Annotated in this window: 16 protein-coding genes; 13 read left to right on the forward strand and 3 right to left on the reverse strand. The window is 69.5% G+C overall.

Features of this window, described 5'->3' with window-relative positions:
- Positions 1-55: 55 nt before the first annotated feature.
- Positions 56-2119 (reverse strand): hypothetical protein, encoded by a 2064-nt coding sequence (locus Q0967_RS04275; protein ID WP_299449214.1) that lies wholly within the window; start codon positions 2117-2119, stop codon positions 56-58.
- Between the two features lie 164 nt (positions 2120-2283).
- Complete coding sequence (locus tag Q0967_RS04280) at positions 2284-2904, reverse strand: DUF6994 family protein (RefSeq protein ID WP_299449216.1); 621 nt, start codon at positions 2902-2904, stop codon at positions 2284-2286.
- A 169-nt stretch (positions 2905-3073) separates the two neighbouring features.
- Here Q0967_RS04280 and Q0967_RS04285 point away from each other — a divergent pair, with 169 nt between their 5' ends.
- The 5 genes from Q0967_RS04285 to Q0967_RS04305 all read left to right on the forward strand — a co-directional run bounded on the left by Q0967_RS04285 (position 3074) and on the right by Q0967_RS04305 (position 10853).
- The gene (locus Q0967_RS04285; protein ID WP_299449218.1) at positions 3074-4249 is read left to right on the forward strand and encodes a DUF6361 family protein; all 1176 of its coding nucleotides are present in this window, start codon (positions 3074-3076) and stop codon (positions 4247-4249) included.
- The gene (locus Q0967_RS04290; RefSeq protein ID WP_299449221.1) at positions 4249-6126 is read left to right on the forward strand and encodes a phospholipase D family protein; all 1878 of its coding nucleotides are present in this window, start codon (positions 4249-4251) and stop codon (positions 6124-6126) included. Before Q0967_RS04285 ends, Q0967_RS04290 begins: the two co-directional genes overlap by 1 nt.
- Entirely contained in the window at positions 6123-9269 is a 3147-nt protein-coding gene (locus Q0967_RS04295; RefSeq protein ID WP_299449224.1) for a helicase-related protein, read from the forward strand. Before Q0967_RS04290 ends, Q0967_RS04295 begins: the two co-directional genes overlap by 4 nt.
- Before the next feature lie 75 nt (positions 9270-9344).
- Complete coding sequence (locus tag Q0967_RS04300) at positions 9345-10067, forward strand: EcsC family protein (RefSeq protein ID WP_299449226.1); 723 nt, start codon at positions 9345-9347, stop codon at positions 10065-10067.
- A gap of 87 nt (positions 10068-10154) precedes the next feature.
- Positions 10155-10853, forward strand: a complete 699-nt coding sequence (locus Q0967_RS04305) for a hypothetical protein (RefSeq protein WP_299449229.1) — start codon at positions 10155-10157, stop codon at positions 10851-10853.
- 66 nt (positions 10854-10919) lie between these two features.
- On the opposite strand, the gene Q0967_RS04310 is transcribed toward Q0967_RS04305, so the two are convergent.
- On the reverse strand, positions 10920-12734 hold the full coding sequence (locus Q0967_RS04310) for a DEAD/DEAH box helicase (protein ID WP_299449232.1): 1815 nt from the start codon (positions 12732-12734) through the stop codon (positions 10920-10922).
- A gap of 726 nt (positions 12735-13460) precedes the next feature.
- Here Q0967_RS04310 and Q0967_RS04315 point away from each other — a divergent pair.
- The 8 genes from Q0967_RS04315 (at position 13461) to Q0967_RS04350 (ending at position 24045) form a co-directional block, all read left to right on the forward strand.
- Entirely contained in the window at positions 13461-15947 is a 2487-nt protein-coding gene (locus Q0967_RS04315; protein ID WP_299449235.1) for a UvrD-helicase domain-containing protein, read from the forward strand.
- 224 nt (positions 15948-16171) lie between these two features.
- Positions 16172-17431, forward strand: coding sequence for a hypothetical protein (locus Q0967_RS04320; RefSeq protein ID WP_298746333.1), 1260 nt, complete (start codon positions 16172-16174; stop codon positions 17429-17431).
- A 250-nt stretch (positions 17432-17681) separates the two neighbouring features.
- Positions 17682-18104, forward strand: coding sequence for a hypothetical protein (locus Q0967_RS04325; RefSeq protein WP_299449237.1), 423 nt, complete (start codon positions 17682-17684; stop codon positions 18102-18104).
- Complete coding sequence (locus tag Q0967_RS04330) at positions 18085-18288, forward strand: hypothetical protein (RefSeq protein ID WP_022924612.1); 204 nt, start codon at positions 18085-18087, stop codon at positions 18286-18288. The genes Q0967_RS04325 and Q0967_RS04330 overlap by 20 nt, the downstream gene beginning before the upstream one ends.
- 64 nt (positions 18289-18352) lie before the next feature.
- Positions 18353-18574, forward strand: a complete 222-nt coding sequence (locus Q0967_RS04335) for a type II toxin-antitoxin system Phd/YefM family antitoxin (protein ID WP_028130947.1) — start codon at positions 18353-18355, stop codon at positions 18572-18574.
- On the forward strand, positions 18571-18963 hold the full coding sequence (locus Q0967_RS04340; RefSeq protein ID WP_298746316.1) for a type II toxin-antitoxin system VapC family toxin: 393 nt from the start codon (positions 18571-18573) through the stop codon (positions 18961-18963). The genes Q0967_RS04335 and Q0967_RS04340 overlap by 4 nt, the downstream gene beginning before the upstream one ends.
- Positions 18964-19072: 109 nt before the next feature.
- Positions 19073-22459 carry a DEAD/DEAH box helicase gene (locus Q0967_RS04345; RefSeq protein WP_298746314.1) on the forward strand — a complete coding sequence of 1129 codons (3387 nt, stop codon included), beginning with the start codon at positions 19073-19075 and terminating at the stop codon, positions 22457-22459.
- Positions 22460-22683: 224 nt separating this feature from the next.
- Positions 22684-24045 (forward strand): HNH endonuclease signature motif containing protein, encoded by a 1362-nt coding sequence (locus Q0967_RS04350; RefSeq protein WP_298746312.1) that lies wholly within the window; start codon positions 22684-22686, stop codon positions 24043-24045.
- Positions 24046-24218 lie beyond the last annotated feature (173 nt).

The following is a 24218-nucleotide window of genomic DNA, read 5'->3' on the forward strand; positions in this document are numbered from 1 at the left end:
TTTCTCTACAACTCCGCAGATCCTATCCAGCCACTCCAGCACCGCGGGCTGGGGGTCAGTCCAGCACGCCCGGCGACTCGCCCCAGAGGTAGTGGTCGTCGATGACGTCCCACTGGGGATCGGGAGTGCCCTGCCACCGCCGGACCGCATCGTGGATGGCGAAGGCGGCCCCGGGGGTCGAGCCCACCAGTCTCCTTGCTTCCGCGGACTCGGCGACGAACCACATACGCCAGCGGGAGGTCGCAACGAGGCCCAGTCCGGACAGGGCCGGTCGTGTTGAGTCGACGACCGAGAGCCGCCTGCGGATCTCGGACGCGACGGCGTGCAGGCCTCCCACGGGGTCCCCGGCGTGGAAGACGTCCAGGCCGCTGGAGCCGGCACGGCGCTTCGGGGGGACGAAGCGGCTGGCGCTGCGGTCGATGATCTTGACCTGGTCGACACGGCCGCCTGTCGCGCCGGCCACCCGTTCGACGAACTCGTCCTTGATCTCCGCCAGGGGGTCACCTTGGCCGAAGTCGTATGGCACGTGAATGAGGAGCACCTTGCCCCTCCGCTCCAGAGAGCAACCGGGCCAGGCGGAGCCCAGATCGTGCCCCTCGGCGTCCAACCATGGCCCGAGCTCGTCGGTCCACAGGCGACGAAGGCGCTGGGCCACCACAGTGTCGTGCAGAGGAGCGGCGGCGGGCCGAGCCTGGTCCGACTGGAGGACGGGTTCTTTCGCCGGGACGGGCCGCGGCTCGGGCTCAGCAGGCGGGAGCAGGTCGCGCCACAGCACCGACGCGTCTGCCATCCGTTCCGAGAGATCGAAGAGGTAACCGGCGAAGACGTCGATGACCCAGCGGCCGTCAATCTCACCGAGCGCGACCAGTCGGTCGACGGACGGCCTGACCTGGTCGAGGACCGCGTCGCAGAAGGCCTCCTCCAGGTCGATCGTGCGCGCGGCCGCCGTCCTCCAGCTGTCGCCCTGGTGGACGACGCCCTCCACACCCACCTTCCGCGAGCGACAGAGGAGGACGAGCTCAGCGACGTCGCTCACGTCATCGAGGTCAAAGACGATCTCCTCGGTCAGGGCGTCCCGGTCCTTGTCGACCAGGAAGATGCCCAGGAGACTGTCCTCGCGGATGAGGCCCAGCTCGCGCGTGCGTGGATAGACGGCGGCCGCTGTGACGTCCTCAGCAGGAAAGGACCACCACGGCAGACCGCCATACAGCCCGTGCCATGGCTCCGCAGGATCAGGGGACGCTGGCCGGCCTGAGAGCAACCCCCGCACCAGTGCGCGCTCCACATAGTCGCCGCGCTCGTGCACCTCCATCCACGCGAACTCCCCCGCCGTCAGCGACTCGACCGCGTAGAGGGGCGCCCGGAGATGCCAGTGCAGCCGGTCCGAGGGGTCAACACCCTCCCGCTGGGCGCGGCGTTGTGAGGTCTTCAGCAGAGCCAGGTCGTTGACGATGGGGACCAGGTGACCCGGAGCACCCGGAGTCATGAGTGTCAGCTCCCAGTTGCGCCGCGCGTCGAAGTACGGCCCTTCCGTCAGGCGCTCCAGCTCGGTCTGGACCGAGCGCGGCGCGCTGCCCAGGATCGACTCGATGACACTCCTGTATCCATGGAGCGGGCGGATCGGCAGTGCTATCAGCGCGTCACGGATCTGTGGCTGGTCTACCCCGAAGACCTCCTCAAGCAGGTCCCGCGTCCGGGCGTCGTCGTTTGGGCCGCTGCGGAACCGTCGGCTGGCCCAGAGTTCGGTCAGCAGCTCGACGGCCGCGTGCGGCTGCCACGGGACGGGCGCACGAAGGGAACGGTAGGTCATCCGCTCCTTGACGTTGGCGAGCACAGCCTCGGCGAGGCGCTTGTCCTGTACGAAGCGAGAGAGCGCCTGGGTGGCCTCTTCATCGCCGCGATCCTGCAGGACGGAGAACACAGCGCCTGCACAGGCCGCGGCTGCGGCGAACTCACGTGGCTCGAGGTGCGCGGGGATCGCCTCGACGAGCTGCTCGCGAACATCTCCGGCCCACTCGATGGTCTCCGAAACCAGCCCCCGGATCCACTCCTCCCGCTCGCTGGAGAGCTCCTCCATCTCGTCGCCGAAGTCGTCGTACTCCTCGAGCTCTGCGTCCAACGCCGCCCCCTGAACCGGACTGATCTGACCAGGGCCACCCTAGGACGCGACTGCGGGCTGGGCGGGGTAGCAACACACCGCGGAGTGCGCCTCCTACCTGCTTGCCCACTCCTCGATTCGGCGATTCCGCGCGACGATGAAGGCGTTGCTGGCGTGGGCGGAATCTAGGTAGTCCCCAACCGTCCGTGCGACCGCCGGACTGCGGAAGCCGTCAAGGGGTGGAAGAAGCGGATCTCGCCGGCGGCGTCGAGGAGGTCCTGCAGGAGCCAGAACTGCACATACCCGTCGAAGTCCACGAAAAGTTCGAAGAAGTAGCCGTACCGCTCCAGCACCTCGGACAGAGGACTCTCCTTTGCGTCGTAATGACGACGGATGCACTCGAGCATGAGATCGAAGCGGTCGGCGATACGCGGGTGGAACCCGCGCGCGCCGTTGATCGTCATCTGCCGACCAACCTTCTCGCCCGGGAAGAGGAGGGAGCTGCCAATCGTGTAGCCACGGTCCGGTGGTCGGCGCTCGGGTGGGATCTGGGCGAGAACGCCAGCAGCCTTGCCGTGAAGGTTCGTGGTGATCGCATCACTGGCGGGATAGATCGTCCGCTCCTTGGCCTCATGCACGAGGTACGCCCCCGCCCGGTCCTTCAGGTCGAATACCGGGCCAGATGGCAGCGGCTTGGTCCAGAGAAGCCGGTGGTAGCGCTTCAGGGTCGGGCTGACGGCGTCGGCGTCCTTACCGGAGGGAGTCTCTTTGAGGAAGTCGAACTGCGTGTCGATGGGCATCGTCATCCGGCTCAATCCCGCCTTCGTAGGGCTTGCTCCGAGGCTAGCTACGAGAATCCCTTCTGGACAGATGTCGGGTTCGTCGGGAGGTACGTCTAGGCTCTCGGGCGGAAGACCCGCGCATAGGTAGCGGCACGCGAAGCAGTCATCGACGACTGCGCAGGAGGGGATCGACATGTCGGTGATGGCCTGGGTCGACTTCGGCCAGGAGCACCGGGAGGGTATGGACCGTCTGCTCGACGCGTTCCGCGACGAGTCGACGGTCGATGAGCTCGGCATCGGGACGGTGCGTGACGCCTTTGCCGACATAATGTTCCCGGGGACGTCCACGCTGCACACGCGTGCGCGTTACCTGCTGTTCGTCTCCTGGCTCGCCACGTCGGTCGCCGCACAGCGCCTGTCGCTCGAGCGTGCCACGGGCGAGCTGCGACGCCGCGAGACGCAACTCATCGAGGCGCTCGTCGCAGGTGACCCCGAGGGCGGTGTGATTGGCCGCGTCTCGCGAGCCCGCCTCAAGCGCATGCCGAGCGAGGTCTACTGGGGTGCGCTGGGCCGTTATCGGATCCGCCGCTGCGGCGAGGGGCCCCAGCAGCACTTCCGTGCCGTGACCGCCCTGCCGGTCCCGCCCCACGAGGAGGAGGACGACGCCCCACGGCATCTGCACGATCCGCACTTCGCCCAGCTCCCACCAGTCCCGGCCGGACTCGACACGGCTATCGACTTCGAGCTGACCCGGGAGGAGGCCGAGTTCCTAGACGAGCGGATTCAGGCGACCTGCCCGGGGTCCTACCTGGCCTGGTTGATCCGGCACCGCACACCGGATGACGCGGCATATCCTTGGGACCGCGAGCTGACCGAGGACCTTCACGAGGAGCCGGCGGTCGTGGTCGCCTACGCCCGTCGTCTGCGGCATCTCTACCAGGGGGCGCCGCTGCTCTACAACCTCCTCCTGGCGAGGTCGAAAGGGTGGGCTGAAGGGGTTGAGGACTACGAGGAGCGGCTGGACGCGTGGTCGGCCTCGGACGAGCTGCGAACCTCTGTCCAGGAGTGGGACAGCAAAGCGTTCTGGCAGGTGGTGCTAGGCCAACGCCGGGTCAACATCGGCACCCGGAGCTTCGTGGACGCCTGGGTGGGCCTAGTCTGCAGCGACCCAGCACAGGGATGGCGTGGCGAGGCGGCGGCCGACCTCGTGCGCCGGCGCGAGCGCCGCCTGAAGCGGTCACGATCCCGGTTCGACAACCGCGACGCCCTAGCCGCGTGGGAGGGCGAGGCAGGTGTGGCTGGCCTGCACTACCGGTGGGCCAGCGCGAGCACGCTGGTCAACGACATCCGCGACGGGCTGGAGCGCTGATGCTGGACCCCACCGGACGACACCTCTTCGTCGACGGGCTGCGCCCGCCGCCTGGCTTCCGGATGGACGTGGCTGTCGGGACCACCTACACGCTCGGCCTCGTCAGCCTCCTCCTTCCACCGCTCGCGATGGCGGCGCACGACCGGGTGAACGTCGACGACGGGGACGTGCGGGACGACGACATCGCCCTGCTCGAGGCGGTGCGCCGGCTCGCAGACCGGACGACCGTCTTCTGCCACGCCGGAGCGATCCACGTCCCGGGGACCTACCGGCGACTGCTGACTTTCGCCGAGGACTGCGTGGTCGAGGTCCTCCCGAGTCGTCCGGGACGCACCTTCCACCCCAAGCTGTGGGCTTTGCGCTTCACCGACGGGGAGTCAATGCACCATCGCCTGCTTGTCCTGAGTCGAAACCTCACGGGCGACAGGTCGTGGGACACGGTGGTGCAGCTGGAGGAGGACCCCGCTGGTGCGGTCGACGGTGCTCCCGCTGCTGTCTTCCTCCGGCAGCTCCCGGAGCTAGCTGTCAAGGGCGTCACCGCGGCTCGCTCTGCCCAGGTGGAGGACCTCGCCGACACGTTGCAGCGGGTGCGCTTCGCGACGCCTGCCCCCTTCACTCGCGGGGAGCTCTGGCCGCTCGGCGTCGGGACGGACCACGGCTGGCCGATGCCTGACAACGTCGGGCGACCGGTGGTGATCTCCCCCTTCCTCGACCAGAAGACGCTCAAGCGCGTCCCGGCCCGGGACTCGACCTACGTCTCACGGCCCGACACCCTCGACGAGCTCGGGTCGGCGGCTTTCCGTGGCCGCCGCACCCTCGTCCTCGACCCGTTGGCGGAGACGACGCACTTCACCGAAAACGAGGATTCGTGGAGTCAGGGCGTCGGTGGCGAGCCCGGCCACAGCGACACCGCTCAGGACACCGCCCCTTGGGAGGTGCGGTCCGGCCTGCATGCCAAGGTTCTTGTGTGGAACGACGACGGCAGCGGCTGGTGGTTCGTCGGTTCGGCCAACGCAACCGGTGCGGCGTTCGACGGCAACGTGGAGTTCAACGTGCTACTGCGCGGACCGCAGCGCAGCTGCGGTCCGCAGACGCTCTTCGCCGAGGAGGACCGCAGAGGTGAGCTGACGCTCTCCAGGATCCTGACGCCATACGCCATCGAGGACGCAGATCCCCGTCCCGACCCGGGTCGGCGGGTGGAGATGGACGTGGCGGCCTTCCACGCGGCTCTGGCGACGGCCGGCCCTCAGCTGGTCGCGGACGAGGAGTCGGAGGGGCGGTATGACGTGCGCCTCGCCTTCACCTCAGACGTGCCCGAAGACCCGGGAGTGACGACGATGCGCCCGCTGAGCCGGTCACGGACCGACGCTCGAGCCCTGGGTGCGGCGGCACGTTGGCCAGATGTGGGGCTCGCCGACCTGTCTCCGTTCATCGCGGTCATGACGGAGGTGACCGTCGACGGCGCGGACACGCCCGTGCGCCTGGAGTGCGTGCTCAAGGCCGAGCTGGTCGGTGTCGAGCACGACCGGCCCGCCTTCATCCTGCGCACGCTGCTCGACTCGGAGGACAGCGTCATGCGCTACCTCTCGTTCCTGCTCGACGAGGCGGGTGGCTCCGGGTGGTACCTCGACGGTCAGGCGGACGGGGAACGCGCCGAGGGATCGTCTCTGCCTCGACCGACCTACGAAGACCTCGTCCTGCTCGAGACGTTGGTCCGCGCCGCCGGCCGGGGAGACGAGTCATTGACCAGGGTGCACAGCCTCATGGAGGACCTCAGGGACCACAACGGTGACTCGCCCGTGGTGTCCGAGCAGTTCCTCAAGGTGTGGGAGGCGGTCTGGGCCGCGGTCGAGCCGCAGAGGGGCGGAACACGATGACCGAGCAGGTGGCCACGAGTGAAGCCCTCCGCGGGCTGAAGGACTTCCAGCGGCGATCGGTGGACAACGCCTGCGAGCGTCTGTGGGGCACGAACCCCGTGTCGCGCTTTCTCGTCGCCGACGAGGTCGGCCTAGGCAAGACGCTCGTCGCCAGAGGCGTGGTCGCCCGGACCGTCGAGCACCTGCGCCGCAAGGGCGAGAAGCGGATCGACATCGTTTACATCTGCTCCAACCGACAGATCGCTCAGCAGAACCTGCGGCGCCTGCACGACGGCGTCAACGTGAACATCCCGCACGCCGACCGCCTCACTCTCCTGCCTCAGGTGCTGCAGGAGATGAACCGCCCCAAGGGCGACGGGCCGGCCATCAACATCGTGTCCCTGACACCGGGCACCTCCTTCGACCTGCGCAGCAGCGGGGGCGTCGCCGGGGAGCGAGCGCTTCTCCACGTGCTGCTGGAGGAGCTGTGGGGTCGCCGAGCGGTGTCGTCCGGCAAGTGGGAGCGCTTCTTCCGCGGCGGGGCCAGCCAGAGCCGGATGGAGTGGGAGCGGTGGGCAGTGGACCGTTCGACGTTGACCGACGATGTGCTGGAGTCCTTCGACGCGTGCCTGGCCGCCGCGACGTTCGGAGAGGGCGGCACTCCCCTCGTCGATGCCCTGCACGACACGGTCGAGCTCTTTGACGGCCGGCGCCGGCTCACATCCCGAGCATCCTCCGAGCGGTATGCCGTGCTCAGCCAGCTGCGCCGCGCCCTCGCGGAAGCGTGCGTGGGTCATCTTGACCCCGACCTGGTGATCCTGGACGAGTTCCAGCGCTTCGGCTCTCTGCTGCACGGAGACAACGAGGCTGCGCTGCTCGCCCGGCACCTACTGGGCGACGAGGCCATCGATCCCGACAATCGGCATACCCAGACGCGTGTGCTGCTGCTCTCGGCGACACCGTTCAAGATGTACACGCTCCCCGACGAGCCTGAGGGTAACGACCACTACCGGGACTTCATCCGCACGGTGTCGTTCCTCGGCGGCGCGGAACGGGCGGACGCTGTGCGGCGGTCGTTGAAGGACATGCGCACCGCCCTGCTCGTGGGCGACACGGAGCGTGCGGTCGCGGCCAAGGACCTGGCACAGGACGAGCTGCGCCAGGTCATGTCTAGGACCGAGCGCCTCGCCGTGTCCTCGAGCCGCGACGGCATGCTCAGCTCGCACGACGACCTGCAGATCGAGCTCACGCCCGACGACGTACGTGACTACGTCTCGCAGTCCGAGGTCGCGCGCCTGCTCGGTGCCGGCGACATGCTCGAGTACTGGCGCAGCTCCCCGTACGCCCTCGAGCTGATGGACCAGTACCAGGTGAAGAAGAAGCTGAAGACGCAGCTCGACGCGGGCGACGTCGCGCTGCGACAGGTGCTGAGCAGCCGACTCCGCCATGACGAGATCCGGCAGTACGGACAGATCGACCTGGCCAACCCCAAGCTGCGTTGGCTCGCGGATGACGTCGTCAGGTCCGGCGCCTGGCAGGTGGCGTGGCTGCCTCCCGCGCTGCCCTACTACACACCCGCGGGAGCGTATGCAAACCCGCGCCTGCAGGGGTTCACGAAGCGGCTGGTCTTCTCCGCCTGGACCGTGGCGCCGAAGGGCATCGCCGCGTTGCTGAGCTATGAGGTCGAGCGGCTGCTGCAGAGCCGCAGCACGGGCAGCGCCGCACGGGACTACTTCGGCGCCCGCCGGACCGGACTGCTGACGTTCAACCGTTCAGATGGCCGACTGTCGGGCATGCCGGTCCTCGGCCTGCTCTACCCGAGCCGGGCGCTGGCGGAGCTCGGGGACCCGCTGAGGGTGGCCCGAGATCTGCGGGCGAGTCTGCCCATCGACCGCGACACTCTTCACGACGTGGTTCGTCGCAGGGTCGAGACAGCGCTCGAGCGGCTGCCGCCAGGGTCGCCTGACGGGTCTCTGCCCCCAGGTGCCTGGTACTGGGCCGCGCCGATGATGCTGGACAGGGTTGCCGGGCGGCAGGTGGCGTTTAACGACCTTCCCTTTGGCGCCGTGACCGACGGTGACGGCGAGGACCACGGGACCGCCTTCCAGGCTCACCTCGACCAGGCGGACACGCTTGATTCGACCGAGCTTCCGGCGCGGCCCGACGACCTGGCCGATGTCCTGACGTCCGTGGCCCTGGGTGGACTCGGCGTCGCGGCGCTGCGGGCGCTGAACCGAGTCGTGAGCGAAGAGGCGGTGAACGACGCTGCGACGGTCCGGGCAGCATCCAGCTGGGCCTGGTCGTTGCGGGCACTCTTCAACACACCGGAGATCATGGCCATGCTTCAGGGCGGGGAAGGCACCTACTGGCGTCAGGTGCTGGAGCACTCGATGAACGGCAACCTCCAGGCGGTGCTCGACGAGTATGCCGAGGTGCTCTTCTCCTCGCGGTCGTTGCGGCACGAGCCCGTCGACGTGCAGCTGTCCGACCTTGTCTCTGCGTTCGCCGAAGGCGCCGGGCTGCGCGCGGCATCCCAGGCGGTCGACCACTTCGGCGCCGAGTACGAGGGCTACGTGCGTCGCGATCGCCTGCGCAGCCATTTCGCGGTGCGCTACGGCCGGCACGCCGCCGAGGACGACAAGACCGTCCAGCGGGAGACGCAGGTCAGGGACGCCTTCAACTCACCGTTCTGGCCGTTCGTCCTGGCCTCGACGTCCGTTGGCCAGGAAGGCCTCGACTTCCACCACTACTCACATGCCGTCGTGCATTGGAACCTGCCGGGCAACCCCGTTGACATGGAGCAGCGCGAGGGACGCGTCCACCGGTTTCGCGGGCACGCCGTCCGCAAGAACGTGGCGGCCGCCCTTGGCGGGCGGGAAGAGGTGCTTGCGGGGCGCAATCCCTGGGAGGCGCTGTTCACTGTGGCGAGTTCGTCGACGGACTGGGCAGGCGGCATCGTGCCGGACTGGGTCTTCCCATTGGCGGACGGAGCGACCATCGAGCGCTACGTCCCGGCGCTCCCCATGAGTCGGGAGCGTCAGCACTATCGGCGCCTTCTCAGGACCATGGGGGCATACCGGCTCACGCTCGGGCACCCCCGGCAATCGGACCTGTTGGCCTACGTCGGCGACCACGCCGATCTGGCACTGGACTTGGCCCCATGACCGCCAGGCCGGGTCACCGTAGGGCACCTCCAAGGCAATTAGCACAAGCACCCTCCATCGACGAAAGGAAACGACGTGACGGATTTCGACAGTCCCGAGCGGGACGAGCACAGCGATGAAGACCCCCAGGAGTCGAACGCGCTCCAGCGGATGGTGCTTTCGGTGATAAGCAAGGGCGTCGGCCCGGTGGCAGGCTCTGTAGACTACGCGCACGCGAGGCTTCGGGACGAGAACGGTGGATCGATACCCGTGCCCGAGGACCCGCTCAATGCGGTCTACGAAGGCGCCGGCTCGTCGGCGGCGGAGCGAGCCATTCAGCGCATCCGACGGGAGGCTGCGGCTGCCGCAGGCACGAATGGTTTCCTCACCGGCCTCGGTGGTTTCGTGACGCTGCCCGTGGTCATCCCGGCCAACATCGCCGGCGTGCTGATCGTCAACGCCCGACTGGTGGGGGCCATTGCCTATCTCCGCGGGTACAAGCTGACGGATCCTCACACTCAAGCGATGGCCATGTTGGTGGTCGCAGGGACGAGCGCGCAAGGGGCCGCTTCGCTTGTCGGCATCAAAGTGGGGGCCAATGTGACCAAGGCACTTATCCGGCAGGTGCCGATCTCCGTCATCCGCCAGATCAATAAGCGCGTCGGCTTCATGCTTGTCGCCAAGTACGGGACCACGAGAGCGACCGTCACCCTCGCCAAGAGTGTTCCGATCGTCGGAGGGCTAGCAGGGGGCGCCGTCGACGCCACCCTGACTGGCGCCGTCGGACGTGTGGCATGCCGGGTGTTTCCGAGCGAGTAGCGAGTCTAGGACGGACCGAAGGGACGAACCGCGGTCTGCGCCAAAATGGCCCGATAGTCTTCACCGCCACCCACGGAAAGGGAGCACATGACTACGACCGATGATGTCACGAGGCTGCAGCGTGCGGTCGAGACCGAACTGCCGCGACCATGGACTGAATGGCCAGGAGGGTGGCCGGATGAGGTCGAGGCAGCGCTCCTGGACGCCGTCCTGTCGATCCGTGCGCGATACGGACGTGAGGATACGGGCGTCCGCGGCGCGATCGAGCGGTATCGGCGCGAGGTCGGTGGTGGGCCCATCGATGATCTGCCTCGCCTGGCCAACTTCGACGCAGGCCGGCTTGCAGAGGTTCTGCGCAACGAGCAACGCACCAGCGGCCGACCCAAGGCGCAGGCGATCGTCGAGGCTGCGCGCAGCCTCGTCGACGCTGGTCTGCGTTCGGCGGTTGATCTCGACCTCGAGACGCACAAGCGCGCCTACACGCGAGTTCATGGGCTGGGATGGATCACCTGGGAGTACTTCACGATGTTGCTCGGCCAGCCCGGTGCGAAGGCGGACACGTGGGTCGTCAGGTGGGTTTCTCAGCAACTGAACCGGGACGTCTCCTCGAAGGAGGTCCGCAGTCTCCTAGGAGAGGTAGCGACCCAGTTGTCGGATGGCGAAACCAACTCCCCCCATGCACTGCTCACGCGACTCGACCACCAGATCTGGCGCACCGCACGGTCCACGCAACCGCTTCGGACACTCGACAGGACGTCCTCACGCAATGGGGGCATCAGACCTTAGGACCCGCGCCAGCTTGATCCATCCGCGCCGCCCTGACAGATGCCCTGCCGCTGTGCCGAGTTGGACCTAGATTTGAAGAACGTGTCTTTTCGCCGCTGAGAACTCTTCGTCGGTGAGCATCCCGGACGACCGCAGGGCTGCGAGTCTCTCGAGTTGTACGACTAGGGGGTCCGGCTGTTCGTGCCCCGCGGAAGCCGGTTTCATAGTGGGCGTGCTTGACGGCCCGGGCGCACCACCCGACACTACCGACTCGAGAGGACTCGGGCGTCCATCGCCGCTTGATGCCTCTGCGTGTCCGGGCCTTCGCGAGTCCGCACTGCCGCGAGTGCCTTCCTGTTCAGCTTCGTCGTGTGCGAGAACTGAACGCACCGTCCCTTCGTCCATTGTCCGTGCCCGAGCCAAGGAGGCCGAGGCCGCCGAGAGGGTTGCTTCTACAGGGGCAACGACGGGGACGGCCACGTGTCCCGGGACCGGCAGATGCGAGATCGGCGCGAGCGCGCCGTCCTCCCGCACGGAGTCGGCATGCTTAACCAGGAGGTCGAGACATCCCTCCTCGCCCGAGTGGGCGGATACATCCTCCACCGTTCCGGCGGCGTAGACGAGCACGAACCGAGCGGGCCGTCCGTCTCTCTTGCGACGGAGGACGCGTCCCATGCGCTGAATCATCTGTCGACGTGACTGCGAACCGCCCAGCACCACTCCCAGGTCAACGTCCGGGACGTCGATTCCCTCATCGAGAATGGTCGGCGCGACAACGGCTCGCAACATGCCTGCGCGCAGGTCTGCGAGTCGATCCCTACGTTCGGCTCCGGAGAGGTCGCTGTGCACCGCGGCCGCGGGCACACCTTCACGGACAAGGATCTGGGCGATTTCCTCGGCAGCGCTCACCCGGCGAGTGAACAGCAGTGCGCCCCGCGAGGATTTGATGAGCGGAGCGACGCGTCGAGCCGCCTCCATCTTGGACCGGGCGTTCGACATCACGCTCAGTCGTTGGGAAAAGGCAGAGAGATAACGGCGCGCCAAGTCACGTAACTCGTAGTCGGGCTCGTCGTCTGCAGCTGCGATCTGCACTGCAGCCAGGAACTCACCGAACGGATTCTCGGGGAGACCCCGACCCAGCAGGTCCGCCCGACTCTCCACCACAGCTTCATGTGCCTCGTCGTACCGGGCTCTCTCTGTGACCGACAGCTGTACGGGCACAAGATCTAGGGAGTACCTCGCGATGACGTCGTCCGCCATAGCTCGCCCGAAGCCGATCCGGTAGACACATTCACCTCCGAAGTAGTCCCGAAGAATTTCTATCCCGTCGTCGGCGCGCTCAAAGGTGGCGGTCAGCCCAAGCCGCCGGCGATACGAGGGATGAAGCACTTTGCTCCACTGCTCGGCACCGTATCGGTGACACTCATCTGCGACGAGAAGCACTTTGCCATCATCACGCGACGGCGGCGACAGATACAGCGACTGGACCGTGGCGATAAGGACGTCGCACCGGTCAAGGGGTGTCCGAGGTGTTTCGGCGGAGGTGGCTACGCGCTGTACCCCGTGCCTGCGCAGGGCATCTCGCCATTGCCCGACCAGTTCGATCGTGGGCACCACGACGATGCACGAGTAGTCATGCCGGATGCCTTCGCGAATGGCTTCGATGCCCACGCGGGACTTACCGGTCCCGGTCACCGCTTCCACTACACCGTGTCGACCGTGCTCGGCCCAGGCGTCTAGGGCCTCGACTTGCCACGCGCGCATTTGGGGCAAGGATCCAGGGCTCAGGTCCAACCAATCACTCGGCGGTCTGCCAGCCTCGAGCAGCCACTCCTCGCCGTCATCGTTGAGGTGATACTGGCCATCGCCGTTGGCCCGGACCAGAGGCAGGAGCGACGCCACTGCGAGATTATGTTCCTGCGGGCAAGAGCTCTCCTCGACAAGGCGATGCATGGCACCACCCACGACAGGCCCTTCGTCATCAACGAAGGTCAAGACCTGCGCCATCCGAGCTCGGCAGGTGACAGGTGGCACAGCATTCCTCATGATTCCCCAAACGACTTCATCAGCCACATCATGGACTACGCCCCGATGAACGGAGCACGCACCTGCCAGGTATCGCTTGAACAGTTCACCGCGGGGTGGCTGAGCCGGCGACTGCCGTCAACTCGAACGGCGGTAAGCGACGCCCCGCGAGACGGTCGCCGCGCACCTGCCGCCGGGGGCTACTGGGCCGAACCACGATCTGCTGGCTTGCGCCAGCTGGCGCTTCCGTGCACACGGTCATCGGCGAGTTTGTCGTCCCTGTCGGCAAGTACACAACGCTGGTGTCGGTCCAGCAGAACGCCCGCGCGTGTCTGCAGACCGCCCCCTTGCGAATACCGACCGCCGCAGCGAGCAAATGACGATGCGCTGTCCGCGCCGCGGCGGGACGAGCGAGTGGAAACAGGTACACCTAGGCAGCTGACCAACCGTCACGGCGGCCACTGTCAGCGACAAACCCTGCTAATGTCCCGCTTTCTGGGCCGTGCCGCCACGAGCCGCGACAATGCGCAAATGCAGACTCGGCCCAGGCAAGAAGGGGTTAGGGCCGTGGGCACCCACCCTGAACGATGAAGGGGTGCGACCATGGCGGTTCCCGTCATCTGGCGCGGCACCACGCCGCACGGCGAGGACTGGGTGGTCGTGCGTCGCGACGACGGGTTCGCTCTCCGTCACGGCACCGACGAGATCCACATCCCCGCCTCCGGGGCCGACCGCATCTCGGTGACCCGCCGATGGTGGCGGACGACCGTGACCGTGGCCGGGGTGCCGGAGCGAGCCCGTGTCCTCAACGGTCTGTCCGGCGAGGAGGGCCGGCGCCTCGAGCAGGCCGTGCAGGAGGCACTGTCTAGCTCTCTCACTGCCTGGACCGCGAGGCTCTCGACCACGATCGAGGCAGCTGGGCGAGACCTCCAGTGGATCACCGAGGAGGAGGTCGCAGCGCTGCTCTCCACCCGCCCCGCCACAGCCGACCAAGAGCCAGCCGTCGCCGGCCACACGCGGGGAGCCGGACCGCTCTGGCTGACCGAGGAGGGCACCCGCAGCTGGCTGCGGACCGTCAACGACGAGATCGCGACTGCGATCGCCCAGCAGCAGCGCCAGTTCTTCGACACGGTCGAGAGCAGCCCGCTGACCGACGAGCAGGCGCGCGCGGTCGTGACCTACGACAACCGGGTCAACGTCATCGCCGCAGCCGGGTCCGGCAAGACGTCGGTCATGGTGGCCCGGGCCGCGTATGCCGTCTCCCGCGGCCTGGCGAGGCCCGAGGAGATCGTGCTCCTCGCCTTCAACCGGGACGCCACCACCGAGCTGCAGACGCGCATACAACGCCGGTTCGCAGCAGCCGGCCTGCCCGCCGAGGGAGTCGAGGCCACGACCTTCCACGCCTTCGGGCTCAGGGTCATCGGCCAGGCCACCGGTCGCAAGCCGACGGTGGCGCCGTGGCTGACCGACAACGACGAGCTCGGCGTCCTGTCGGAGATCGTGGCGGAGCTGAAGGACAGCGATCCCCGGTTCCGGTATGCCTGGGACTGGTTCCGGCTGCTGCTCTTCACGCGTCCGGACGAGGACTTCACCGAGCCAGCGGCACCCGACGCCTGGGACCCGGCCCGACGCGCGACGGGCTACCGCGCGATGGACGGCACCACGGTCAAGAGCGAGGGAGAGCGCTGGGTCGCGAACTTCCTCTACCTCCACGGCGTCAGCTACGAGTACGAACGCCCCTACCCGCACGACACCGCCGACGCCGAGCACCGGCAGTACCACCCCGACTTCTACTACCCCGACATCGACGTCTGGCACGAGCACTGGGGCCTCGACGCGAACGGCAACCCCCGCCCCGGGTGGACCGACTACCTCGACGGGATGGAGTGGAAGCGCCAGCTGCATCAACAGCACGGCACGACCCTGGTGGAGACCACGTGGGCCGAGGTCATGCAGGGTGACGGCCTGTCCCACCTCGAGAAGGAGCTGGTGGGGCACGGCATACGCCTCGACTGGGACCCCGACCGGCCGCCCGCGCGAGGCGTCAGGGTCGTCACCGACGCCGACATGCTCCGCCTTGTCCGCACCTTCATGCTGCACGTCAAGGCGAACTCGCTGGACCGGCAGGAGGTCGAACGACGCCTGGACGCCGGCCTCGTGCGCAACCGGGGACGCGCCGGCATCTTCCTGGACCTCTACTGGCCGATCCACGACGCCTGGCAGGCCCGGCTCGCCGACGGCGGCTACGTGGACTTCGAGGACATGCTCATGCAGGCCGCCGACCACCTCGAGTCCGGCAGGTACGTCAGCCCCTACCGGCTGGTCATGGTCGACGAGCTGCAGGACGCCAGCCAGGCGCGGGCGCGCCTGACCCGGGCCCTCGTGTCCCAGCCCGGCCGCCACCTGATCGCCGTCGGGGACGACTGGCAGTCCATCAACCGCTTCGCCGGCGCCGACCTGAGCGTGGTGACGGGATTCCACGACCAGTTCGGCCCCGGCCCCACGGTGCACCTGACCACGACCTTCCGGTGCCACCAGTCGATCACCGACACTGCGGCGAGCTTCGTCCGGAAGAGTCCCGCCCAGGTCCGCAAGACTGTCGTGTCGGTGCACGACCGGCCGATCGACCGGGCCGCGCACGAGGGGGTGCAGCTGCGCACGGTGGCGAGCGCCGCCGAGGTCCCCCGCGCGATCGGCGACTTCCTCACCCAGCTGCGTGACGCCATACACGGGGGGATCATCAGCACGGACACGGTCAGCGTCGACGTCCTCGGGCGCTACCACCAGGACCGCGGCCTCATGCCGCAGGCGGCCCCGCAGGGCATCCGGCTGGCGTTCCGCACCATCCACTCCGCCAAGGGGCTCGAGGCCGACTACGTCGTCGTCCCCAACCTGTCGGCGGGGTCCTACGCCTTCCCGAGCCGGATCGCGGACGACCCGGTCCTGGCGCTCGCCATGGCCGGTGGTGACACCTACCCGCACGCGGAGGAGCGCCGGCTCTTCTACGTGGCGCTCACCCGGGCACGCCGCGGGGTGCTGCTCATCAGCCCCGAGCACAACCCCTCCCCCTTCGTGACCGAGCTCATCTAGGACGACGGATGGAGCATCGGTCGCAGGGGCAGACTCCCCCAGTGCTGCCCACCACATGCCACTTCGTGCCCAGGCGCGTCGCCAGCTCGCCATTGCGGAGACGACGGCCGGGTCAGCAAGAGAGAACCCCGTCAGGGACCTGCGGGCCTCACTCTCCCGGGTGTAGCCTGGGCGAACCCTGTGAACCGGCGTCACCGTGGGCGCCGCCTGGCGAGGAGCCCGTGATGGCCGCTACTGCTGTCTACTACCCCCGCACCGACACCTCTCCTGCCCCGCCGCACTGGCGCCGGCCGCAGGCGGTGCTCCCTGTCACGCTGCTGGCGGGCCTCACCCTCACGGGCTGCGGCGGCTCGGCCGAGGCCGGCGGCTGTCCGCTCAGCGAGGACACCATGAGTGCCTATCTCACGACGTTGCACGTCGAGGAACAGGTGGTGACCATCACTCCCGAAGAGGAGCTGCCCGCGCTCTGCGTCTACACCGTCACCACCGCCGGGAGCCCACCAGAGGAGGGCGATTCCGCGCGGGTGACGATCGCCACGGGATGGGACGAATTCTCCACCCGGGAGGACCACGAGGCGACCCTGGCCGAGTACGCGCAGGACGACGACGACTACACCGAGGTGCGAGAGGTCGACGGTGTGCCGTACTTCGTCAACGTGGAGCGTGGCGCTCAGGTCGCGCTGGACGACGAGCGCTACTGGGTGACCTGGACGATCTACGAGGACGGCGTCGTCTACCGACCCTCGCTCTCGCACGAGACCACCGGGCTGCGCGCCGCCTGGGTGGTAGACCTGCTCATCCACACCCGAGCCGGGGAGGAGCCGGACGGTTGGCGGGACGCGCAGGCTGCGGAGTCCGCCGAGCCCGCGCCGTCCGAGCCCGAGCAGGATGCCTTCACCGAGGAAACCGACGTGCAGGTGCAGCCCGACGACGCCGGCGCCGTGGAGCCGGGCCCGGAGGGCGGGGTCGTGGCCGCGCCGGAGACGTTGCAAGACGACAGCCTCCAGGGCGAGGGCACCGGTCCGTTCCCGGACGACGGCTCCGTCTGGCTCGACGGCGACGGCACCGGCCCGTTCCCCGACGACGGCTCCGTCTGGCTCGGGGACGAGGAACCGGGCACCGACCCGAGCGACGGCTCCGCTGTTGCGGATCCGGGCGACGGCACCGACCACCCCCTGGTCGGCAGCGTGCTGCCTGCCGCCGACCCGGAGGACGCCGCTTTCCTGCTCTGGCAGGACTCCGGCTACCCGCCGTGCGAAGCGATGCTGCCCGGTGAGTCCTGCGTCGACGGGCCGGTGGAGCTCGGGGGCGAGGTGCTCGTCACGGCCTTGCAGGCACCGGTCGCGGATGCCCCGATCGACCCGGTGGACCCGGTCCGGGACACCGCGGTGCTGCTGCGGCCCGCCGCTGAGGGCTGGACGGTCGTCCGCTACTGGGAGACCGACCAGCCGCTGGCCGAGACGTTGCCCACCTGGGCCGGCTGAGACCCTGCCGCGGAAGTGCATCTGGGCCGGCTGGACCGAGCAGCAGATCGTGGCCATCTTCTGGCGACTGACCTCCGCCTTCCTCTTGGCCTGAAGCATCTCCGCCGACCGATCCACGACCTGGAGCCCCGCCCGGTCACCGATAGGGCGCTGACGTGCGCCGGATCCTTGATCTCTGGACGCTCTCAACGACGCGGGCGTCGACTACGTCAACGGCGGCGTCGCGGTGGTCCTGCGCGGTCATGCCCGTATGACGGTCCACCTGGACCTCGCGCTCGACCTCACGACCGACAACCTCACCGCCGCCCTCGACGTCCTCAAGGCGCAGGGGCTCGTGCCCAGGCTCCCGGTCGCACCCGAGCAGTTCGCCGACCCGGACACCCGACGCACCTGGGTGGAGGAGCGCAACCTGGTGGCCTTCACGCTGCACGACCCCTCCGACGCGCTGCGCGAGGTGGATCTGCTGGCGGACACTCCCCTGCCCTTCGCCGCCCTCCGCACGTCCTCCGACATCGTCGACGTCGACGGCGTCCCCGTGCGCGTAGCGTCGGTCGAGCACCTTGTGACCATGAAACGCCATTCCGGGCGTGCGCAGGACCTGGCTGACATCGAAGCGTTGTCGCAGCTGACGAGTCCACCTAGGGTGGCGAGGGATGAGCGCGACCCAGGCTGAGGATCTCTGGCGCGGCACCTCGGACGCGAGGTCCGCCATCCAGGCGCGTGCGACGACGACCCCGGCGCAGCGGCTGGCCTGGCTCGAGGAGAGTCTCCTGCTCGCCCAGGCATCCGGGGCGCTGGCGCGAGACCGGGCCAGGCGGCAACGTCAGGCTGACGAGTGGGCTCGTTCCGCTGACTGAGTCCCGCCTTGCACCTTGGAATGGGATGTTGACCAGGTCAGGTTGGTCGACCTATCATGGGCGGATGGAGGTCACGGTCCAGGAAGCGAAGACCCACCTCTCTCGGCTGCTCCGCAAGGTGGAGGCCGGTGAGACCGTCGTGATCCGTCGTGGCCGCACTCGCGTCGCCGTGCTCAGCCCCGCGCCGATGACGACGGAGCAGCGGAGGATCTGGGGCGACCTGCCCGGTGAGCTGACGCCGATGTTCGACGAGCCCCTGGACGACCTCGCGCCATACACGCCATGAGGCTGCTCCTCGACACCAACGTCGTCATCTGGCTCTTGCTCGGCGAACGGCGGTCCGTGCCCCAGGACGTCGCGGACACCCTGGCTTCACCCTCGTCTTCGGTGATCGTGAGCGCCGCGTCCGTGTGGGAGATCGCCATCAAGCGCTCGCTGGGCAAGCTGCGCATCGACGGTGGCTGGTACCGCGCACTGATGGGCCTGGATCTCGCGCATCTTCCCGTCTCCGCCGAACACGCCCACGGTGTGCAAGACCTCCCCTGGCACCACCGGGACCCCTTCGACCGGATCCTCCTCGCCCAGTCCCTGGTCGAGGCCTGCACGCTCGTCACCGCCGACCGGACCCTGGACGCCTACGAGGCGCCCACCTGGTGGGGTGGCCCACTTCCCTGAAAGGTCGGAACCGGCCTAAGGCTCCGGCCCGGGCTCGGCGGCCGCTACCAAGCCCCGCCCCGTATCCTCGTGCCCGGCGCCCCACCCGCACGCCATCGAGGAGTCAGACATGGCCGGCCCGCCGCCCGCCTTCGTGGCACCGGACTGGATCCGGCAGCTGGGCCGCGACGACCTCAGCAGGGTCTTCGGCACGACCACGCTGCGACGGGCCGTCACCTACCAGCGGCGGGGTGCGGTCCACGGTCTGCGGGAGGACCAAGACGGGGTGCTGAGGGCCACGGTCTACGGCAACCGCCGATACTCCACCACGGTCTGGTCGCAGGCCGGAGCCCGCCGGACCCCCCGCCGGCCCGCGGGTCTGGCCACCTCCTGCTCCTGCCCCGTCGGCACGCTGTGCAAGCACGCGGCGGCGGTGATCCTGCACGCGCAGCGCACCGCAGGGGCCGCGACCCCCGCCTCGGGCACACCGCATACCCCAGCCACCCCGGCCTGGGAGAACCTGCTCGCGCCCGTCCTGGCCGAGCTCCACTCCGCCTCCGGGGACCGCAGCGGCACACCGCTCGCCCTGCAGGTCGAGCTGGCCCAGGCCACCACCGCGCACCCCACCCGGCTACGCCTGAAGCCGTTGGTCCGGGGAGCCTCGGGCACCTGGATCCAGACCGGGATCTCCTGGGCCGACCTGCACCGGGGCTACGCCTCTGCCCGCACCGACGACCGGCACCGGGCCGCGCTGGCCGCCGTCGTGCAGGCACAGGCGGCCCGCTCGCCGCACTGGTACCACCCCGGGGAGTGGGTCGAGGCCACCGCTCTGGGGCCGGCCGTCTGGCCGCTGCTGCGCGACGCGGCCCACGCCGGCGTCGCCCTGGTGACCGGGCGTGGTCGAGGGTCCGTCCGGCTGGCCGACCCGGTCGAGCTCTCGCTCGACCTCACGAGGGACTCCGACGCGGCCATCACCCTGGCCCCGGTCGTGGACCTGCCCGGCGCCACCGCGCCGCCGCAGCTGGTCGGTGACCCCGGCCACGGGCTGGCTGCCGGGGACGAGCACGGGATGGTGCTCGCACCGCTGACCCGTCCGCTCAGCAAGGCGGTCACCACCCTGCTCGGCCAGGCCGGGCGGCTGCGGGTCCCGGCGGCGGACTCCGAGCGCTTCCTCACGGCATACTCCCCCGCCCTGCGCCGCCACACCACCCTCACCTCCAGCGACGGCAGCGTCCTCATCCCCGAGGTCCGCCCGCCGCACCTCGGGCTGACGGTCACCTTCGAGCCCGGGCACGTCACCCGGCTCCGCTGGACGTTCAGGTATGCCGTCGGCCAGGTCACCCACGACGTCCCCCTGCGTCCGCCGCGCCATCCGCAGGACGCCCGTCCCACCACCCAGCAGCCCGTGGTCCGCGACCCCGACCGCGAGGAGGCGCTGCTCTCCAGCCTCGACGTGCTGGACAGGGCGCCCGGGCTGCGCATCCCCCTGCCCGGCAAGGCGCGCCTCGGGGTGGTCCTGGAGCCCGAGCTCACCGGCTGGGCCACCGTGCAGTTCGCCCGCGACGTCCTCCCGGCGCTGCAGGAGCGGGACGACATCGACGTCACCCTCGTCGGAGAGCCCCTGCCCTACGCCGAGGTCGAGGACGGCCCGGTCGTGCAGGTGTCCACCCGGGACCTCGGGCCGGAAGACGGCGCGGACGGCGCCGGGACGGGACAGGTCGGTGACGTCGCCGACCGCGACTGGTTCGGCCTGGGTGTCAGCGTCCGGGCAGGCGGCCAGGAGGTGCCGCTGCGCGACCTGCTCACCGCCCTGACCCGCGACGAGGAGGTGCTGCTGCTCCCGGACGGATCGTGGTTCCGGCTGGACACCGACGAGCTGCGCGCCCTGCAACGGCTGGTCCAGGAGGCCCTGGCCCTCCACGACGGCGCCGACGACGGCGACGGCCTGCGGATCAACCGCTACCAGGCCGGGCTCTGGGAGGAGCTCGTCGCCCTCGGCGTAGTCACCGAGCAGAGCGAGCGCTGGCAGCGCACCGTGGGGGCCTTGCTGGCCCTCGAGGAGCTGCCGCACCCGGACCCACCGGGCACCGTCGAGGCGACGCTGCGCGACTACCAGCTGGACGGCTACCGGTGGTTGTCCTTCCTGCTCGACCATGACCTCGGCGGGATCCTGGCCGACGACATGGGGCTCGGCAAGACCCTGCAGGTCCTCACCGCCGCCGAGCGGCTGCGGGCCGAGGGCCGGCTGAGCCCGGATGAGCCGCTGCTCGTCGTCGCACCGACGAGCGTCCTCGCCACGTGGCAGCGCGAGGCGGCGCGGTTCACCCCGCACCTGGACGTGGCCGCGCTCACCCAGACCACGCGCCGCACGGGCCGACCCCTGGACGACCTGGTGGCGGGCGCCCACGTGGTGGTCACGTCATACACCCTGCTGCGGATCGAGGAGGAGCACCTGGTGGAGCGTGCCTGGGGCGGGGTGGTCCTCGACGAGGCTCAGGCGGTCAAGAACCACCGGTCGCGGACCTACCAGGTCGCCCGGCGGCTGCGGGCGCCGGTGAAGATCGCGGTCACCGGGACGCCGCTCGAGAACTCGCTCATGGACCTGTGGGCGCTGCTGTCCATCGTCGCGCCCGGGCTGTTCAGCTCCCCGGAGCGCTTCAGCACCGTCTTCCGCCGACCCATCGAGTCGGGGACCACTCCCGAGCTGCTGGACACGCTGCGCCGCCGCATCCGCCCCCTCGTGCTGCGCCGGACCAAGGAGTCGGTGGCGGCCGACCTGCCACCGAAGATCGAGCAGGTCGTCTCGGTGCCGCTGAACCCCGCCCATCGGCGCATCTACGACACCCACCTGCAGCGCGAGCGGCAGCGCATACTCGGCCTGCTGGACGACGTCGACCGGCACCGGATCGCGATCCTCGCCGCGCTCACGAAGCTGCGCCAGCTCAGCCTCGACGTTCACCTCGTGGTGCCCGACGCCCCGGCCTCCGCCCGACCCAGCAAGGTCGACGCCCTGCTGGAGCAGGTGGTCGAGCTCGCCGCCGAGGGGCACCGGTGCCTAGTCTTCAGCCAGTTCACCCGCTTCCTGCGGGTGGTCCGGGACCGCCTGCAGGCCGAGGGCATCGAGCACGTCTACCTCGACGGACGCACCCGGGACCGGCCGCGCCGCATCGCGCAGTTCACCGACGGGGACGCGCCGGTCTTCCTCATTAGCCTCAAGGCCGGCGGCTCCGGGCTCACGCTCACCGAGGCCGACTACGTCTTCGTGCTCGACCCGTGGTGGAACCCTGCCGTCGAGGCGCAGGCCGTCGACCGCACCCACCGCATCGGTCAGGACAAGACGGTGATGGTCTACCGGCTGGTCGCCAAGGACACCATCGAGGAGAAGGTCGTCGCGCTGCAGGAGCACAAGCGGGAGCTCTTCGACAAGGTCGTCGACGCCGGTGGCGCCCTGGGCGCGGCCCTGAGCGCCGAGGACATCCGCGGGCTGCTGGACGTCCCGGCCGGGCTCACGTCCTGACCAGGCTGCCGGCCCGGCGCGTTGCGGGGTCGGAAGGCATCACGTGGCAGGGTCGGGACGCGGCGTAGAAGCTGACGAGCGTGGCCTCCGGGGGGGTCGGTCCGGCGTCCTCGCCACCGACTCGACGGCGCGGGGATGACGCGGTCGGGCCGCTCCCGGTTCTCAGCGAAGTGCCCTGGCGCAGGGGGAAGGGTCTGTCAGACCTGACTCGTACACTTGTTCGCATGAGGGGTAGCTGGGGTAGTGAGGCGACCGGCGGTCAGGCCGACGGCGCGGTAGCCGTCATGGGTGGTCTGGGGGACGCGGTCGAGCGGTCTGCGTCGGCGTTGGCGTCGCCTGCGCTGTTGCAGGAGCGTGAGCTGGGTGAGGTGCTGGGAGCCCTCGATCGGGTGGCGGCGCGGACGCACGCGTTGCTGATGGCGGTGGCCCGGGAGGGACTGGGGCGGGGGCTGCACCAGGAGGCCGGGTTCTCCGACGTGGACTGGGTGAGACTGGTATGCCCCGGGCTGGCGTCGCGGACCGCGGTCGAGATCGCGCTGGTCGCCCGCGCTGCCCAGCAGCGCGTGCACGCGCCCCTGGCGGACGCCGTCCAGGAGGGGGAGGTGCCGTTGCACCGCGCGGCGCAGGTCCTGCGCGCGTTGATGAGGATCCGCCCGGCCCTGGGAGAGGCCGAGTACGCCGATGCCACCGACCTGCTGACCACAGCGGCAGGCCGGGCTGAGTTCGACGAGAAGGACCTGGCCAGGATCACGTCCAAGCTCGTCGCGACCTGCCTGTCCGAGAAGGAACAGATCGCCCGGGCCCAGGCGAAGCACGAGCTGCGGGAGGTGCACGAGTCGTCGTTGGCGGACGGGTCGCTGCGCCGGTTCGTGGTGACAGTGGGCAGCGACGCCGACTACGAAGCCATCAAGGCGGTGCTGATGTCACCGCTGGCCGCACCGGCACCGGCACCGGCCAAGGATCCAGGCCAGGGTGGTGGGCCTGGGGCGGCCCAGGGCGGTGGCACCGTCGCGCCTCAGCTTGGCATCGCCGGGATGGCCGAGGGTGGTGGTGCCACGGTGGCGGAGCTGGACCTGCGGACCGCGGGTCAGCGGCGGTACGACGCTCTCATGACTGTCCTGCGGCGCGGGGTGGCCGGTACGCGGGGGCAGCCCACGACACCCAAGGCGCAGGTCATGGTGACCATCGGGCTGGCGGAGCTGCGCGGCTCCCTGGCCGGGGTCGGGCACACCGTGCACGCCGGCACCCTTTCGGCCGGTGAGGTGCGGCAGCTGGCGTGCGAGGCCGACGTCATCCCGGCCGTGCTCGGCGAGAAGGGACAGATCCTGGACCTGGGTCGGGCGAAGCGGTTGGTCACGCCGGGTCAGCGGCGGGCCTTGGCGCACCGCGACGGCGGGTGCACCTTCCCCGGGTGCCACGTGCCCGCGACCTGGTGCGACGCGCACCACATCGTGCACTGGGCCCGCGGCGGCCCCTCGGACCTGGGCAACTACGCCCTCCTCTGCCCCCGCCACCACACCTGGGTCCACCAGCACGACACCACCGCCGACGTCGACGCGACCGGTGTCCGGTGGAGACTGCGATGACCCCGCCCCACACCCGGCCCCCCAAGGGCCGGGCCACCGGCCTGCGCCCGGTCGATGACGCGGGACGCCGACGAGGCGGCGGCGTGAGCCGCTGTGGGAGCCCGGCCAAGGACACGGCGTGAGCCGCGGTGAGAGCCCGGCTCAGGTCCGGAGCCGCGACGTGAACCGGGCGA

The sequence above is a fragment of the uncultured Serinicoccus sp. genome, from assembly GCF_947500995.1.
In the GTDB taxonomy this organism is placed as follows: Bacteria; Actinomycetota; Actinomycetes; order Actinomycetales; family Dermatophilaceae; genus Ornithinicoccus.